We start from the raw sequence: 14,393 nt of genomic DNA on the forward strand, positions 1-14,393 counted from the left end.
TAGTGTACGAACAGAAATATATCGATAGAGAAAAAAGTTGGTTAGCGTTTAATGCAAGAGTACTTCAGGAAGCTGCAGATAATACAGTACCACTTTTAGACAGGCTGCGTTTTGTTGGAATTTTTTCAAACAATTTAGATGAATTTTTTAGAGTTCGGTACGCCGCAATTAGAAGATTAAGCCTGTCGGGAATTTCTGGAGAAAAATATTTAGGAGGCGTTTCTGCTCATCAATTAATTAAAGATATAACCGAAATTGTAATTCAGCAGCAATCAGAAAGCTTACGTATTTTAGGTAATATCGAAGCAGAACTTGAGGCAGAAAATATCTTTATTATAAACGAAGATCAAATAACAACAGATCAGGAAATTTTTCTAAAAGACTTTTTTAATCAAAAATTAAGTCCGGAATTGGTGACGATAATTTTAAATGATTTAGCCGAATTCCCTGTCCTTAAAGATACTTTAGGATATTTGGCCATTCGTTTAGAAATGAATAATGATGAGGTTCGTTATGCCGTTATAGAAATACCAAAAACCATCAACAGATTCGTAGTTTTACCATCAACAGATGAAAAACATTATGTAATCTTAATTGATGACGTTATTCGATATAACTTAAAAAACATTTTTAATATTTTCGATTATAGAAGCGTTTCTGCGCACATGATCAAAATTACGAGGGATGCACAATTAGATATCGACAGCGATTTGAGTAAAAGTATGCTGGAGAAAATCTCAACATCTGTAAAAGATCGTAGAATAGGAGAGCCTGTTCGTTTTATATACGACAATTTAATCGAAGAAGATACGCTTCGTTTCTTCTTAGATAAAATGAAAATTGTAGAAACAGACAGTATTATTCCCGGCGGAAGATATCATAACCGACGTGATTATATGGATTTTCCAAATTTAGGAAGATACGACTTGCTATACAAAACAAATGATCCGCTGCCAATTCCAGGTTTAAAACTGGGAGGAAGTATTCTGGAAAAAATCAGTAAAAAAGATTATTTGTTGCACGCGCCATACCAGTCGTTTTCATATCTGACTAAGTTTTTGCGAGAAGCCGCTTTAGATCCAAAAGTAACCAGTATAAAAATTACTTTATACCGTTTAGCAAAAAATTCGCAGATTATTAGTTCTCTAATAAATGCTGCCAAAAATGGTAAAAAAGTAACTGTTCAGATCGAGCTACAGGCACGTTTTGATGAAGCAAGTAATATCTCGTATGCAGAACAAATGCAGACAGAGGGAATTGAGCTTATTTTTGGAATAAAAGGTCTTAAAGTACACAGTAAAATTTGTGTTATTGAAAGACTGGAAGAAGGAAAAACCCGTCGTTACGGATTTATTTCGACAGGAAATTTTAATGAATCGACAGCAAAAATTTATACAGATGTAACGCTGTTTACTTGTCATCAGGGCATTCTAAAAGATATCTCTAAAATATTTGAATTTTTTGATATTAATTATAGAGTACACCGATACAAACATTTAATAGTATCGCCGCATTATACCAGAACAAAATTTATAAAACTTATAGATCGAGAAATTCTGCATGCATTAGCCGGTAGGAAAACACATATTAAATTGAAAATGAATAGTTTGTCTGATTTTAAAATGATAGATAAACTATATGAAGCAAGTAATGCCGGAGTAAAAATTCAGCTTCAGGTAAGAGGAATTTGCTCTCTGATTCCTGGAATTCCCGGAATGAGCGAAAATATAGAAGCCATTAGTATCGTTGATAATTACTTGGAACACACAAGAGTTTATATTTTTGGAAACGCAGGTTTAACCGAAGTTTATATTTCATCCGCAGATTTTATGACCAGAAATCTTGACGGAAGAGTAGAAGTAACCTGCCCGATTTATGATCTTGAAATCAAAAAAGAATTAATCGATAATTTTAATATCGCTTGGAAAGGAAACGTAAAAGTAAGATACCATTCCTATAAATTAGACAATAAATACAAGCCTCGAAATCATCATGCCCCGTTTAGAGCACAGCTTGAAACCTACAAATACTATCAAAAGAAAATTGAAATGTTAGAAGAAGGTAACACAGCAAACAAACTAATAAAACAATAAATTAAAAATCATAAGCGAGCATGATTAATATTAAAAAATATGCAGCAATAGATATTGGGTCAAATGCCATGAGGCTTCTGATATCGAATGTTGTAGAACAAGACGGCAAAGAACCTCAGTTTAATAAGAGTTCGCTTGTTCGTGTGCCAATTCGTTTGGGACAAGATGCCTTTACTGTAGGAGAAATTTCAGAAGAAAATATAGATCGAATGGTTGATGCTATGAAAGCATTTAACCTTTTAATGAAAGTGCATAAAGTTGAACGTTATATGGCGTTTGCAACCTCTGCAATGCGCGAAGCTTACAACGCAAAAGAAGTAGTGGCTTTAATTAAAAAGAAAGCCGATATAAAAATCGAAATTATTGATGGAAAAAAAGAAGCGGCGATTATAGCTTCTACCGATTTACATCATTTATTAAAAACTGACGAAACGTATCTTTTTGTAGATGTGGGTGGTGGAAGTACAGAGTTTACGCTGTTTTCTGATGGAAAAATGGTCAACTCAAGATCTTTCAAAGCTGGAACGGTTCGTTTATTAAATAATATGGTTCATGATGTTGTTTGGGATGAAATTGAAAAATGGATTAAAACTAATACAGCAGATTACGAGGAAGTTACATTGATTGGTTCTGGAGGAAACATCAATAAATTGTTTAAAATGTCCGGAAAACAGCAAGAAAAACCACTTTCGTACATCTATATCAATTCACAATATGCCTTTTTAAATTCATTGACCTACGAACAAAGAATTGCAGAATTAGGTTTAAATTCCGATCGTGCCGACGTAATTATTCACGCAACAAGAATTTATCTTAATGCAATGAAATGGAGTGGCGCACGCCAAATTTACGTTCCAAAAATTGGACTTTCTGACGGAATTGTAAAAGCAATGTATTACGGTAAAATTTAATTTTTTTGCCACGAATTTCACGAATTTACACTAATTTTTATTCCTAAAAAGTAAAAATGATTTATGTAAATTCATGAAATTCGTGGCAAACTTTTTTTATAATAAAACAATATCAAATCCAAAAACAAATGAACAAAACCAGACTCGAAGCCTTTAGTGATGGCGTGTTGGCAATCATAATTACGATTATGATTTTAGAAATAAAAGTGCCACACGGAGATGAATTTGCCGATTTAAAACCGCTTATTCCTAAGTTTTTGAGTTATGTTTTAAGTTTTGTTTATGTTGGAATTTACTGGAACAACCACCATTATTTACTTCATGGTTTATCAAAAGTAAACGGAAAAATATTGTGGAGCAATCTCCATTTATTGTTTTGGCTGTCGCTTATTCCGGTTTCTACAGGCTGGATGGGAGAACACAATTTTGCAAAAGCAGCAATGGCATTGTACGGAATCATTTTGTTAGGATCTGCAATAGCTTATATAATTCTTCAAAAATTAGTATTAAATGTAGAAGGAAAAGATTCGGCTCTGGCAAAAGCTATTGGCAGTGATATAAAAAGTAAAATTTCTACAGTAATGAATATTATAGGTATTGCCTCTTCATTTTACAGCGAATGGATTTCGGGAATTTCATACCTAATTATTGCGCTGATATGGCTTGTTCCTGATAAAAGAATAGAAAGAGTCTTTTCTTAATGCTATTTCTATAAAATAATGAAAACTGCCTTTCAATCCATTATAACTATACCTGAAGATGAATTAGATCAGCTTGCAGATTTAATTACAATACGAAAACTCAAAAAAGGAGATTTTTTATTGAAAGAAAATCAGGTCTGCAATGAAATCGTCTTTATAAACAGCGGCATTTTAAGATCGTATTTTTTTAACCATCAGGGCGATGAAATTACGAATTGTTTTGCTTTTGAAAATGAATTTATGGCTTCGTTTTCAAGCTTTATAACTCAAAAAACTGCAGAAGAAAATATTCAGGCTCTAGTAGAAACCGAATTGCAGGTTTTAAATCGAAAAGATCTCGAAAAGCTTTATCAATCAAGTATTAGCTGGCAGGAAATTGGCAGGAAAATTGCCGAAATGGAATATGTTACGCTTCAAAAAAGAATGATTTCTTTTCAGAAACTTACGGGAAAACAGCGATATGAACAACTTCTTTTAAATCATCAAAAATACATTCAACTGATTCCGCTGCAATATTTGGCTTCCTATTTAGGAGTAACACCAAGGCATTTAAGCCGTATTCGTAAAACAGTTTTATAGACATTTGTCTAGTAAAACTTTTCATCAGGATTATATTTTTGTAAAAAATATATCCATGAAAAAAATACTGATTATAAACGGACACCCAAATGCATCAAGTTTTAATTTCGGAATTGCGGATTCGTATAAAAATGGTGCAGTCGCTTCTGGCGCACAAGTAGAAACCATAACAATTGCCAATTTAAAATTTAACCCAAATCTAGAGTTTGGTTATCAAAAAAGAACAGAATTAGAGCCCGATTTGATTGAATCGTGGCAGAAAATCAAAAACGCAGATCATTTAGTCTGGATTCATCCTGTTTGGTGGGGTGGACTTCCGGCAATTACAAAAGGATTTATTGATAGATTGTTTTTACCCGGAATGGCGTTTCAATACAAAGAAAATTCTGTTTGGTGGGACAAGTTGCTAAAAGGAAAAACAGCACATATTATCACAACATTAGATCAGCCGGGCTGGTATTACAGATTGTTCTTTGGAAGACCAAGTGTTAATCAGTTAAAAAAATCAACGTTAGAATTCTGCGGCGTAAAACCTGTAAAAGTCAGTTATATCGGAATCATCAAAACTGCAGGCGATTTGCAAAGACAAAAATGGCTGGCAGAAATTTATGATTTTGGATTAAAGAACAAATAATATTCAGTAAAAATTACGCATTTAAATCCAATCCAAATGTTGTACGCAGAAGTTCAATATTTGGATTTATTTCTAATAGACGATTGTATCTATCCTGATCGTTAAGGCTTCGTTTGCTTTCAACAGCTTCGTTTACAATTATTTCAATCGTAATGTCATGATTATGCAAATGACCTTTTAGATGTCCCAAAAGACCAGGAAGCTGTCCTTCAAAATCTAATTTAGAACCTTCATTAGGCAGTTCCAAAGTAATTACAGTTCCGTTTAAAGTAGGGTCATTAATCAATAATAAAGATTCCATAATCTTAGAACCTTTTTCTCCCAGACGCTGTGCATATTTGTTCCATTGCAGCAACATATCTGTTTCGTTAAACTCTTCTGTTGGTAAATTTGTAGTAGGTTTTACGTAAGATTTACTGCTGGCTTCCAGTTCTTTTTTCTTGCGGATGCTGGCTAAAGAAAATGCAGAAACCTTCGGTTCATTATTAGTTTCAGTTTTCGGAGTTTCAACAGGAGCATTTTTAGGCTCAGTTGCAGTCTCTTTTACTTGTTCTGTATTTGAAACGTGAGGTTTATCATTAGAATTTCCCTCCCCAGAATTTGGAATTTGGGTTTTGTTATTTGGAATTTCTCCCTGAGGATTTGGATTTTGGGATTTATTAGTTGAAATTTCTGTTATAGAATAACCTCCATTTTTAAAATAAACCGGTGGAATTATGAATTGCTCAGCTTTTTTTTTTCTCCATCAAAGTTGATAGAGGCCAATTGCATCAAACATAATTCAACTAAAAGACGCTGATTCTGACTCAATTTGTATTTTAAATCACAGTCATTTGCAATATCAATTCCTTTTAATAAAAAGTCTTGCGTGCATTTTTGCGCCTGAACACCATACATTTGTTGTGCTTGTTCACCAACTTCAAGTAAAGCGATAGTTGCAGGAGTTTTGCTTACTAATAAATCTCTAAAATGAGAAGCCAGACCAGCAATAAAATGATGTCCGTCAAAACCTTTTGCAAGGATATCATTATAAGCTAATAAAAGATCTGGGATTTTATTTTCTAAAAGTAAATCAGTAATCGAAATATAGGTTTCGTAATCTAAAACATTTAAGTTTTCGGTTACAGCCTGACGTGTTAAGTTTGTACCGCAATACGAAACCACACGGTCAAAAATAGATAAAGCATCACGCATCGCACCATCTGCTTTTTGGGCAATAATGTGCAAAGCATCATCTTCAAAATTAATTCCCTGACTTTGTGCCACATCAGCCAAATGCTCTTTAGCATCTTTTACCGTGATTCTTTTGAAATCAAAGATCTGACAACGCGATAAAATCGTCGGGATAATTTTATGTTTCTCTGTAGTTGCGAGGATAAAAATTGCATGTTTTGGCGGTTCTTCTAATGTTTTAAGAAAAGCATTAAAAGCGGCCGAAGACAACATATGAACCTCGTCAATAATATAAACTTTATATTGACCAGTTTGTGGTGGGATTCGAACCTGATCAATCAGACTTCTAATATCATCAACCGAGTTGTTTGAAGCAGCATCTAATTCAAAAACGTTAAATGCAAAATCTTCATTAGGATCATCATATCCAGGCTGATTTATTTTTCGGGCCAAGATACGCGCGCAGGTCGTTTTTCCAACTCCACGAGGTCCTGTAAATAATAAAGCAGAAGCAAGGTGATTGCTTTCTATGGCATTTAGCAAAGTGTTGGTAATGGCTTTCTGCCCCACAACATCCTTAAAGGTCTGCGGGCGATATTTACGAGCCGATACTACAAATTGTTCCATATTCTTTTTTATTCGATAGCAAATATAGAGTATAATTTAATGAATTAAAAATTTAAAAATTGAAAGATTTTTAAGTGTTTGAAGAACTGCTGGTTTTATTATTTGTTATTAATATAATTAGAAAAATTGAGGTTAATTTTAGATGAAATTTTAATTTTTTTAGTGAAAATCAAAGTTATTTTTTTTTGAATAGCCGTTGGTTTTAACCAACGGGCATTGTAATTCTTGTAATTGGCTTTAGCCGAATTTAAAGTTAATTTGGCTAAAGCCAAGAATGTGTTCTTTTTGTTTCCGTTGGTTAAAACCAACGGCTATTCAAATAGGATTTTTTTATTTATAATATAAAATGTGTTATTTTTAAGACATATAAGAAAGCAAAATTAAGATGAAAATCATAACTTGGAATTGCAATATGGCTTTCAGAAAAAAAGCCGAATTTATTTTGGTTCATCAGCCAGATATTCTCGTAATTCCTGAATGTGAAAATATAGAAAGATTAAAATTTTCTAAAGATATTCCGTTGCCGACAGATATACTTTGGTACGGCACCAACCAGCACAAAGGACTTGGCGTTTTTTCGTATAGTGATTACAGATTCGAACTTATGAATTGCCATAATCCAGATTTCAAAAATGTGCTTCCAATTGCCGTTACAAACGGAAAAATAGATTTTACGCTGTTTGCTATTTGGGCAAATAATCCGCAGGACAAAGACGGACAATATGTAACACAGGTTTGGAAAGCGATTAATTATTATGAAAACCTGATTACTGAAACCAAAACCATTTTAATCGGCGATTTTAACAGCAATACTATTTGGGACAAACCCAGAAGAGCAGGTAATCATTCTACCGTTGTAAGTAAATTGGCGGAGAAAAACATCTATAGTGTTTACCATAAATTCTACAATCAGGAACAAGGAAAAGAAATACATCCCACTTTATTTTTGTATCGCCATGAAAATAAGCCGTATCATCTTGATTATTGTTTTGCTTCTAATGATTTTATTGAAGTTTTAGAAAATGTTGAAATAGGAACTTATGAAGATTGGAAAACGTACAGCGATCATAAACCTTTGATTGTTACTTTTGGAATATGAAAATTATATTAGAAAAGAATCTAGATTTTAGACAATTTCAGAATTTGATTATTTTGATTTTTTGTTGCGTTATGGTGTTGTTGGGAATGCTTAATTCATTGGAATTAAGGGATTATATTTTTATGAAATCTTTCTTGTTTCTTTTTACAATTGTACTCTTTGCAATTTTGTTTTCTAAAAAAGGTATGTATGTCCGTGATAATAATCTTTACATAGCTGTTTTTTTATTTGGATTTTTATTAAAAAAGAAACTTATAATTACAAGTCAATATCAAAAAGTCTCTGTAATAAAAGGTAAACTTTCAACCAATTATAATTATTCATCTAAAATTGAAATATTTCATAATTGGGAACCAGATTTAAATTATTCTGTTGATTACTTTTCGATAATTATGATTAATGAAGATCTGAATTCTGGAAAAAAGATTATTAGTATTACCAAATCAAAAAAAGTAAAAATTGCGATTGATTTTATTCTAAAAAATACAAACCTAAAATACTCATAGATTTATTTATAATTACTTTCTCTTACTGGGAAAAATATAAAAACTGTAAGATTATCTTGTAAGATTTTGGATTCTAATTGCTTTAATTTTAGCTATTTAAATTTAAAAAATAGCGTTATGAAAATTAGATCAATTTTATTAGGAATCAGTTTGGCTTTTTCTTTGTTTGCTTGTGCTCCAAAAGATGCAGATATTCAGAAAAACATTGCTTTAAAACTAGGAGATAAACCAGAAGTACAAGTTACAGTAGTAGAGGGTGTTGCAACTATTACAGGTTTATGTAAAGATGAGGCCTTTAAACAACAAACAGAAAATATTGTAAAAGGAGTAAAAGGGGTAAAATCTGTAGTGAATGCCTGCGAAATTCCGGTTGCAAATGTAGAACCTGCGGCAGCTGCCGTAATTATTAATTCTGATGCAGATTTAGATAAATCGGTAAGCAAACTGGTAAAAGATTATGAAGGAGTAAGTGCAACTGTAGTTGGCGGTGTAGTAACGCTTTCGGGAGAAATCAAAAGAAATCAATTACAACCTTTAATGCAAAGTGTACAGGAATTGAAACCTAAGAAAGTTGAAAACAAATTAACTATTAAATAATAATGTTATGAGTTTACAAGATAAATACAGACAGTTAACAGATTTGGCGGCCGATTTAAGAATTTCAAATTTGCAAGTAAGAGAACAAGATAATGTACTTTATATAGACGGCACAGCAAAATCGGCAGGAGAAAAAGATCAGCTTTGGGACGCTTACAACAAATTAGATCCCGATTACAGATCGGCAGATGTTGTAATGAATATTGAAGTGCAGCAGGAAATTGCAAGAGAATATACGGTTGAAAACGGAGATTCTCTTTCTAAAATCGGAAAAGCATACGGCGTTTCCTGGCAGTCAATTTTTGAAGCCAATAAAGATATCATCAAAAATCCAGACCTAATTCAAGTTGGCTGGAAATTGAAAATACCAACAGAATAAATTTGAATAAATCTCAAAAAAAGAAATTCCAAATTCCAATTGTAAGACACTAAATTGGAATTTGGAATTTTTTTATTAAAGTTCAATCGATATGATTGCAAAGCCTTTATCTGTATTTTGTGTCCTCCTGAGCGAAGTCGAAGGAAAGCGTAAAGTAACCATAAAGTCCTTCGACTTCGCTCAGGATGACATGGCCAAAAGCACATTGGAATTTGGAATTTCTTTTTATTGGGAATTCTTTTAAAAAAATCACCTTCCCTTTATACTCAATTCCAGTAATATCTGTGCAGTTTCCGAATCCGAATCTGCAGAAAAACCTGCTACATAAACTCCTTTTTTACCAGAATTTGATTTAATTCCGTAAACAACTGCCTCATCGCCCGGGTCAGATTCCCCTTCGTATCGATACACATGTACAATTTCAAATTTTTCGGGATTCTTTTTTATAGCGTCAGAGTTTAAATTAAAGTCGCACGTAAATCCTTTTTCATTCAATTGATCTAATGCTTTTGAAACAGTCGCGTAATGATACATTCTACTCATGATAATTGAATTTTAAAATTATGGATTTTAAAGATAACCAATTTAAAATTAAAAAGTTATGAAATTGGTTCGAAAATCTAAATTTTAAAATCCCGATTCTTCAGTTATAAAGTATTACTTTTGCCGCGCAGACCGCCTTATCGTCGTTCCGATTTATCGGGAGGGAGGAAAGTCCGGACACCACAGAGAAGCATAGCGGGTAACCCCCGTCGGTCTTAGAAATAGGGCAAGGACAAGTGCAACAGAAAGTATGTACAGGTAATGCTGTAGTGAAACCAGGTAAACTCTATGCGGTGAAATACCAAGTATATCAGCATTTAAGGGCTTCTCGTTCGTTGCTGAAGGGTAGGTAGCTTGAGTCTCGCAGTAATGCGGGATCTAGATAAATGATAAGGCTCTGATTTATCAGAGACAGAATCCGGCTTATAGGTCTGCATTTTTTATATATTTGTGAAACTATCCAACAAACTTTCATGAATATAAATACTCCAAATCTCCCGAATAAACCTAGAAAAAGCACTTTTTCGACTATTGTAACCAATCTTACTTTTTGGGTATTAATCGCTATTATTGCGGGCGTTTTACTCGGACATTTTTCGCCAGAAAATGGTGTAAAAATGGAAATCATCGGTAAAACTTTTGTCGATATAATCAAACTTTTTATTGGCCCAATTATTTTCTTAACTATTGTTTTGGGAATTTCCGGAATGGGAAATCTTAAAAAAGTCGGCAGAATTGGTGTTAAAGCCTTAACTTATTTTGAGGTTGTTTCGACAATCGCATTAGCAATTGGCGTTACGATCGCGTATGTTTTTAAACCTGGAAAAATAGACAAATCAGGCTTGGCGTTGCAAGATGCAAGTCAATATACAAATCACGCAGCACAGCACTTTTCATGGTTGAAATTCTTTCTCTCTAATTTTACGCTGCAGGTTTTATTAGCGGCAATTATCTGTGGGATTGCATTAAACTTTTACCAAAAAAGAGAACAAACGATTTTAGTTTTAGAGCGAATTTCAAAAGTGGTTTTTACAGGTTTAAAATACGTAATGTATCTCGCTCCAATTGGTGCTTTTGGCGGAATGGCTTTTACAATTGGTAAGTTTGGTTTACAGACTTTAATTCCGCTTGGAAAATTAATGCTGTGCGTTTATCTCACCATGATTTTGTTCGTATTTCTGGTTTTAGGAAGTATTTTGAGATATTATAAAATCAGCATTCTTTCCATTTTAAAATACATCAAAGAAGAACTTTTGATTGTTTTAGGAACTTCCTCTTCAGAAGCTGCATTGCCTAATATTATGGTAAAGTTAGAAAGAATGGGCTGTAGTAAATCAGTTGTTGGATTGGTAATTCCGACCGGATATTCTTTTAATCTCGATGGAACTTCGATTTATTTATCGATGTCGGTACTTTTTCTGGCGCAGTTGTATGATGTGCATTTGAGTTTCTTCGAAATCCTAAGTGTAATTGGTATTTTGATGATTACCTCTAAAGGTGCTGCAGGCGTTACCGGAAGCGGTTTTATAGTTTTAGCATCAACATTGACAGCACTTCATAAAATCCCCGTTGAAGGATTAGCTTTTTTACTTGGAGTTGATAAATTTATGAGCGAAGCAAGAGCTATAACCAACTTAATCGGAAATACAGTAGCAACCATTATAATTTCTAAAACAGAAAAGGATTTTACAGAGTTGAATTTGGAACCTGTTTTAGAAGATAATTAATTGGTATGGTCTCATTTTGCGTCATTGCGAGGAACGAAGCAATCTCATTTACAAAATCAAACATTGTAAATTACTAGTGAGATTGCTTCGTTCCTCGCAATGACGTAGATCATAAATAAAAATATAAAAATGAAAACAAGAATAGGAATTTTAGGTTTAGGCGGCGTTGGAGGTTATTTCGGCGGACTTTTAGCAAAAGAATATCAGGAATCTGAAGAAATAGAAATTGTTTTTATTGCCAGAGGCGAAACGCTAAAAGTAGTTTCAGAAGCTGGATTAAAGATTATTACCAAAGATTCTGAAACAGTTGTATTTCCAAAAGTAGTTTCAAACGATCCTGATGTAATTTGGAAATTAGATTATTTAATCTGTGCAACCAAAACCTACGATATAGAAGAAAGCCTTCTTGCTTTGGCAAAATGCATTAAAAAAAGCACCGTTATTCTTCCTCTTTACAATGGCGTAGATGCACCGGAACGAATCAGAACACTTTTTCCGGATAACGAAGTTTTAGACGGCTGTGTTTATATCTTTTCGATGATAGAATCGCCGGGCGTTATCAATAATGTAGGATCTTTACAAAGAGTATTTTTTGGCTCAGAAACGGCTTCTATCAGTAAAATGAAAGCTTTGCAGACCATTTTTAAAGACGCCAATATAGAAAGTTATTTGGTAGAAGATATAGAAGATACCGTTTGGGAAAAGTTTGTTTTTATTTCCGTATTGGCTTCGGCAACTTGTTATCTGAATTATAATATTGGTGAAATTCTGGAAAGCCAGAATGGTAGAAATGTATATGTTTCTTTAATGAATGAAATTACGATGATCGCAGCCGTAAAAGGATTAAAACTTCCTGACGACATCATCATGCAGACCATTCTTAAATTAGAGAAAACGCCAAAAGATACAACGTCGTCTATGCATCGTGATATGCTGGCGGGACGAAACATAGAACTAGCCTCATTAACCGAATTTGTAGTTAATGAAGGTCTGAAATACGAAGTCGAAACGCCAACATATCAGTTGGTTTTAGATAAATTATCCAATTATAATAAAGCCGAAATCTAAGATTCGTCTTTTGTCGTACGAACCAAACTGATTCCAGACATAAAGAATACAATTCCTAATATTCCGTAAATAATTAATGATTTAATATCTCTCGTTCCGCCAGTAGTACCGGCAAATATGACCGCTGTATAAATTAGGCCTATAATACCCAGGATGGTAAGTAATCCTCCGAATAGTCTTTTAAGGTTCATGATTTTTAGATTTATGATTCCATACAAATCTATTTAGTTTACAGCTTTTTAGCGTTATAGAATTGCAAAGTCAAATTATATTTTTCACATTAAAATTTGTACGAAAATATTTTTGTTTTTAGTATGCTGCATTGTTTTAAGATTATATTTGTGCAGCCAAAAACAACACATGAAAGAAAAACTAACTTATACCTCTTTTGTCTTTTCTCTGATAAAAAAAATATCTTGTCTATTCCTTATTTTATTTGCAGTTCAGACAAATGCACAGCATGCAAGAGTTTTTGCCAATCTATCACTTTATACGCAGTCTGACTTTAAAAACAATATTTTTGGAGAAATAGGAACGGGCGTAGAAGTAAAAATCCATCGTTTACTTAAACCTGAAATTGGTGTAAGTTATTTTGGTGGAAATTTAGAAGATTACAGTAAAATTGATGAACAAGGACATGTGCTTGATCTTCGCACCAGTAAGGCTTATTCGTTAAATTTTAATTTGACACCAAAAATATCTTTGTACATTAAAGAAGTAAATTCTGGAGATGTCTTTATTCAGATACTGCCCAGATTTAATGTTTCAAAAATTGAAGCAGATCGCAATTATACAGTTGTAAATCAAAGTGATCCGTCAAAATCAGTGACAACAAAATCAGTAGTTACCGAATGGCAGCAATCGTTTGGAATTGGTGTCGGAATCGATATTATACTTTCGGACAAAAATTATGATTCGTTTTCAATTAATGTCTATTACAACGGCGTAAATATGGGCAAAGCATTAAAAGAGGTAAACAACTACGAATCAAAATTTGATACCAAAACTTTAGGATTTGGAATGAGTTATTATTTGGGATTCGAAAAAAAGAAAATGTAGCATTACTTCATAATTTTAAATTCTAATCCAATATTTCGAACACTTTCGATACTGATTTTTGGATCAGAATTAAAATATTTTCTAAGCCTGCTGATAAAAACATCCATACTTCGTCCTGAAAAATAGTCGTCTTTTTTCCAAACAGACATTAGAATTTGGTCTCTTTTTAGTAACTGGTTATGATTGAGATATAAATACTCAATAAGAGAAGCTTCTTTCTCTGTAAGCTGCTGAATATGATTTGGATGGTTAAGCGTTAAACGTTCGTTGTCAAAAATATACGAACCAATTTCAATTGTATTATTTCCGTTTAGAGTTCTTTTTTGCTCCACTCTGTTTAATATATTCTGTAAACGCAGAATCAGTTCTTCGGCTTCAAAAGGTTTTGCGATGTAATCGTCTGCGCCTAATTTCAAACCAATGATTTTGTCTTCTTTTAACTTTCTTGCAGTTAGAAAAATAAATGGAGTTTCGGGATTAATTGTAACAATCTTTTCGGCCAAAGAAAATCCGTCCAGTTTGGGCATCATTACATCAAAAACACAAATATCAAAAGGTTGGTTTTTAAAATAATCTAAAGCCATTTCACCATTTTCTGCCCAGACTACTTCAAATTGGTGGATTTCTAAATATTGTTTTAGAATCGCAGCAAAATCAAAATCATCTTCGGCTAAAAGTAATTTTTTCAAAATAGATA

At 33.0% G+C, this 14,393-nt stretch carries 16 protein-coding genes and 1 other RNA gene; 12 read left to right on the forward strand and 5 right to left on the reverse strand.

Annotated features, from left to right (window positions below; all coding sequences use genetic code 11):
- The first annotated feature begins 2 nt into the window (after window positions 1-2).
- The 5 genes from ppk1 (at window position 3) to EV144_RS14395 (ending at window position 4,918) form a co-directional block, all read left to right on the forward strand.
- Window positions 3-2,093 (forward strand): polyphosphate kinase 1, encoded by a 2,091-nt coding sequence (ppk1, locus tag EV144_RS14375; RefSeq protein WP_134149841.1) that lies wholly within the window; start codon window positions 3-5, stop codon window positions 2,091-2,093.
- A 20-nt stretch (window positions 2,094-2,113) separates the two neighbouring features.
- Entirely contained in the window at window positions 2,114-3,004 is an 891-nt protein-coding gene (locus EV144_RS14380) for a Ppx/GppA phosphatase family protein (protein WP_134149842.1), read from the forward strand.
- 128 nt (window positions 3,005-3,132) lie between these two features.
- Window positions 3,133-3,705: a TMEM175 family protein gene (locus EV144_RS14385; RefSeq protein WP_134149843.1), complete on the forward strand. Its 573-nt coding sequence runs from the start codon at window positions 3,133-3,135 to the stop codon at window positions 3,703-3,705.
- A gap of 18 nt (window positions 3,706-3,723) precedes the next feature.
- Window positions 3,724-4,284, forward strand: a complete 561-nt coding sequence (locus EV144_RS14390) for a Crp/Fnr family transcriptional regulator (protein ID WP_134149844.1) — start codon at window positions 3,724-3,726, stop codon at window positions 4,282-4,284.
- Between the two features lie 55 nt (window positions 4,285-4,339).
- A complete protein-coding gene (locus EV144_RS14395) occupies window positions 4,340-4,918 on the forward strand; it encodes an NAD(P)H-dependent oxidoreductase (protein WP_134149845.1) in 579 nt (192 codons plus the stop codon).
- A gap of 13 nt (window positions 4,919-4,931) precedes the next feature.
- Here the strand turns inward: EV144_RS14395 and EV144_RS14400 are convergent, their stop codons facing one another.
- Both EV144_RS14400 and dnaX read right to left on the reverse strand, forming a co-directional pair.
- Window positions 4,932-5,276 carry a DNA polymerase III gene (locus EV144_RS14400; RefSeq protein WP_134149846.1) on the reverse strand — a complete coding sequence of 115 codons (345 nt, stop codon included), beginning with the start codon at window positions 5,274-5,276 and terminating at the stop codon, window positions 4,932-4,934.
- A 356-nt stretch (window positions 5,277-5,632) separates the two neighbouring features.
- Window positions 5,633-6,718, reverse strand: a complete 1,086-nt coding sequence (dnaX, locus tag EV144_RS14405) for a DNA polymerase III subunit gamma/tau (RefSeq protein ID WP_134149847.1) — start codon at window positions 6,716-6,718, stop codon at window positions 5,633-5,635.
- Between the two features lie 385 nt (window positions 6,719-7,103).
- Here dnaX and EV144_RS14410 point away from each other — a divergent pair, with 385 nt between their 5' ends.
- The 3 genes from EV144_RS14410 (at window position 7,104) to EV144_RS14420 (ending at window position 9,299) form a co-directional block, all read left to right on the forward strand.
- Complete coding sequence (locus EV144_RS14410; protein WP_134149848.1) at window positions 7,104-7,817, forward strand: endonuclease/exonuclease/phosphatase family protein; 714 nt, start codon at window positions 7,104-7,106, stop codon at window positions 7,815-7,817.
- 623 nt (window positions 7,818-8,440) lie between these two features.
- Window positions 8,441-8,920 carry a BON domain-containing protein gene (locus EV144_RS14415; protein ID WP_134149849.1) on the forward strand — a complete coding sequence of 160 codons (480 nt, stop codon included), beginning with the start codon at window positions 8,441-8,443 and terminating at the stop codon, window positions 8,918-8,920.
- A gap of 7 nt (window positions 8,921-8,927) precedes the next feature.
- A complete protein-coding gene (locus tag EV144_RS14420) occupies window positions 8,928-9,299 on the forward strand; it encodes a LysM peptidoglycan-binding domain-containing protein (RefSeq protein ID WP_134149850.1) in 372 nt (123 codons plus the stop codon).
- A gap of 249 nt (window positions 9,300-9,548) precedes the next feature.
- Here the strand turns inward: EV144_RS14420 and EV144_RS14425 are convergent, their stop codons facing one another.
- Window positions 9,549-9,842 (reverse strand): hypothetical protein, encoded by a 294-nt coding sequence (locus tag EV144_RS14425; RefSeq protein ID WP_134149851.1) that lies wholly within the window; start codon window positions 9,840-9,842, stop codon window positions 9,549-9,551.
- Window positions 9,843-9,966: 124 nt separating this feature from the next.
- On the opposite strand from EV144_RS14425, the gene rnpB reads away from it, so the two are divergent.
- The 3 genes from rnpB to EV144_RS14440 all read left to right on the forward strand — a co-directional run bounded on the left by rnpB (window position 9,967) and on the right by EV144_RS14440 (window position 12,637).
- Window positions 9,967-10,284, forward strand: an RNA gene (gene rnpB, locus EV144_RS14430) — RNase P RNA component class A.
- Window positions 10,285-10,315: 31 nt separating this feature from the next.
- Window positions 10,316-11,569 carry a cation:dicarboxylate symporter family transporter gene (locus EV144_RS14435; protein ID WP_134149852.1) on the forward strand — a complete coding sequence of 418 codons (1,254 nt, stop codon included), beginning with the start codon at window positions 10,316-10,318 and terminating at the stop codon, window positions 11,567-11,569.
- A gap of 129 nt (window positions 11,570-11,698) precedes the next feature.
- On the forward strand, window positions 11,699-12,637 hold the full coding sequence (locus tag EV144_RS14440; RefSeq protein ID WP_134149853.1) for a ketopantoate reductase family protein: 939 nt from the start codon (window positions 11,699-11,701) through the stop codon (window positions 12,635-12,637).
- Here EV144_RS14440 and EV144_RS14445 read toward each other — a convergent pair.
- Complete coding sequence (locus tag EV144_RS14445; protein WP_134149854.1) at window positions 12,634-12,828, reverse strand: hypothetical protein; 195 nt, start codon at window positions 12,826-12,828, stop codon at window positions 12,634-12,636. The two genes, EV144_RS14440 and EV144_RS14445, sit on opposite strands and share 4 nt — an antisense overlap.
- Before the next feature lie 169 nt (window positions 12,829-12,997).
- Between EV144_RS14445 and EV144_RS14450 the strand changes: the two genes are divergently transcribed.
- Window positions 12,998-13,696: a hypothetical protein gene (locus EV144_RS14450; RefSeq protein WP_134149855.1), complete on the forward strand. Its 699-nt coding sequence runs from the start codon at window positions 12,998-13,000 to the stop codon at window positions 13,694-13,696.
- 2 nt (window positions 13,697-13,698) lie between these two features.
- Here EV144_RS14450 and EV144_RS14455 read toward each other — a convergent pair whose 3' ends face one another.
- Window positions 13,699-14,385 carry a response regulator transcription factor gene (locus EV144_RS14455; protein WP_134149856.1) on the reverse strand — a complete coding sequence of 229 codons (687 nt, stop codon included), beginning with the start codon at window positions 14,383-14,385 and terminating at the stop codon, window positions 13,699-13,701.
- Between the last annotated feature and the right edge of the window lie 8 nt (window positions 14,386-14,393).

Source organism: Flavobacterium sp. 270, from assembly GCF_004368785.1.
In the GTDB taxonomy this organism is placed as follows: Bacteria; Bacteroidota; Bacteroidia; order Flavobacteriales; family Flavobacteriaceae; genus Flavobacterium.

Bases quoted from the DNA above. Each gene is read 5' to 3' on its own strand.
- EV144_RS14380 (WP_134149842.1), top strand. From the start codon at position 2,114: ATGATTAATATTAAAAAATATGCAGCAATAGATATTGGGTCAAATGCC.
- EV144_RS14390 (WP_134149844.1), top strand. From the start codon at position 3,724: ATGAAAACTGCCTTTCAATCCATTATAACTATACCTGAAGATGAATTA.
- EV144_RS14400 (WP_134149846.1), bottom strand. From the start codon at position 5,276: ATGTTGCTGCAATGGAACAAATATGCACAGCGTCTGGGAGAAAAAGGT.
- EV144_RS14425 (WP_134149851.1), bottom strand. From the start codon at position 9,842: ATGAGTAGAATGTATCATTACGCGACTGTTTCAAAAGCATTAGATCAA.
- EV144_RS14415 (WP_134149849.1), top strand. From the start codon at position 8,441: ATGAAAATTAGATCAATTTTATTAGGAATCAGTTTGGCTTTTTCTTTG.
- EV144_RS14440 (WP_134149853.1), top strand. From the start codon at position 11,699: ATGAAAACAAGAATAGGAATTTTAGGTTTAGGCGGCGTTGGAGGTTAT.
- EV144_RS14395 (WP_134149845.1), top strand. From the start codon at position 4,340: ATGAAAAAAATACTGATTATAAACGGACACCCAAATGCATCAAGTTTT.
- EV144_RS14450 (WP_134149855.1), top strand. From the start codon at position 12,998: ATGAAAGAAAAACTAACTTATACCTCTTTTGTCTTTTCTCTGATAAAA.
- dnaX (WP_134149847.1), bottom strand. From the start codon at position 6,718: ATGGAACAATTTGTAGTATCGGCTCGTAAATATCGCCCGCAGACCTTT.
- EV144_RS14445 (WP_134149854.1), bottom strand. From the start codon at position 12,828: ATGAACCTTAAAAGACTATTCGGAGGATTACTTACCATCCTGGGTATT.
- EV144_RS14435 (WP_134149852.1), top strand. From the start codon at position 10,316: ATGAATATAAATACTCCAAATCTCCCGAATAAACCTAGAAAAAGCACT.
- EV144_RS14420 (WP_134149850.1), top strand. From the start codon at position 8,928: ATGAGTTTACAAGATAAATACAGACAGTTAACAGATTTGGCGGCCGAT.
- EV144_RS14410 (WP_134149848.1), top strand. From the start codon at position 7,104: ATGAAAATCATAACTTGGAATTGCAATATGGCTTTCAGAAAAAAAGCC.
- EV144_RS14385 (WP_134149843.1), top strand. From the start codon at position 3,133: ATGAACAAAACCAGACTCGAAGCCTTTAGTGATGGCGTGTTGGCAATC.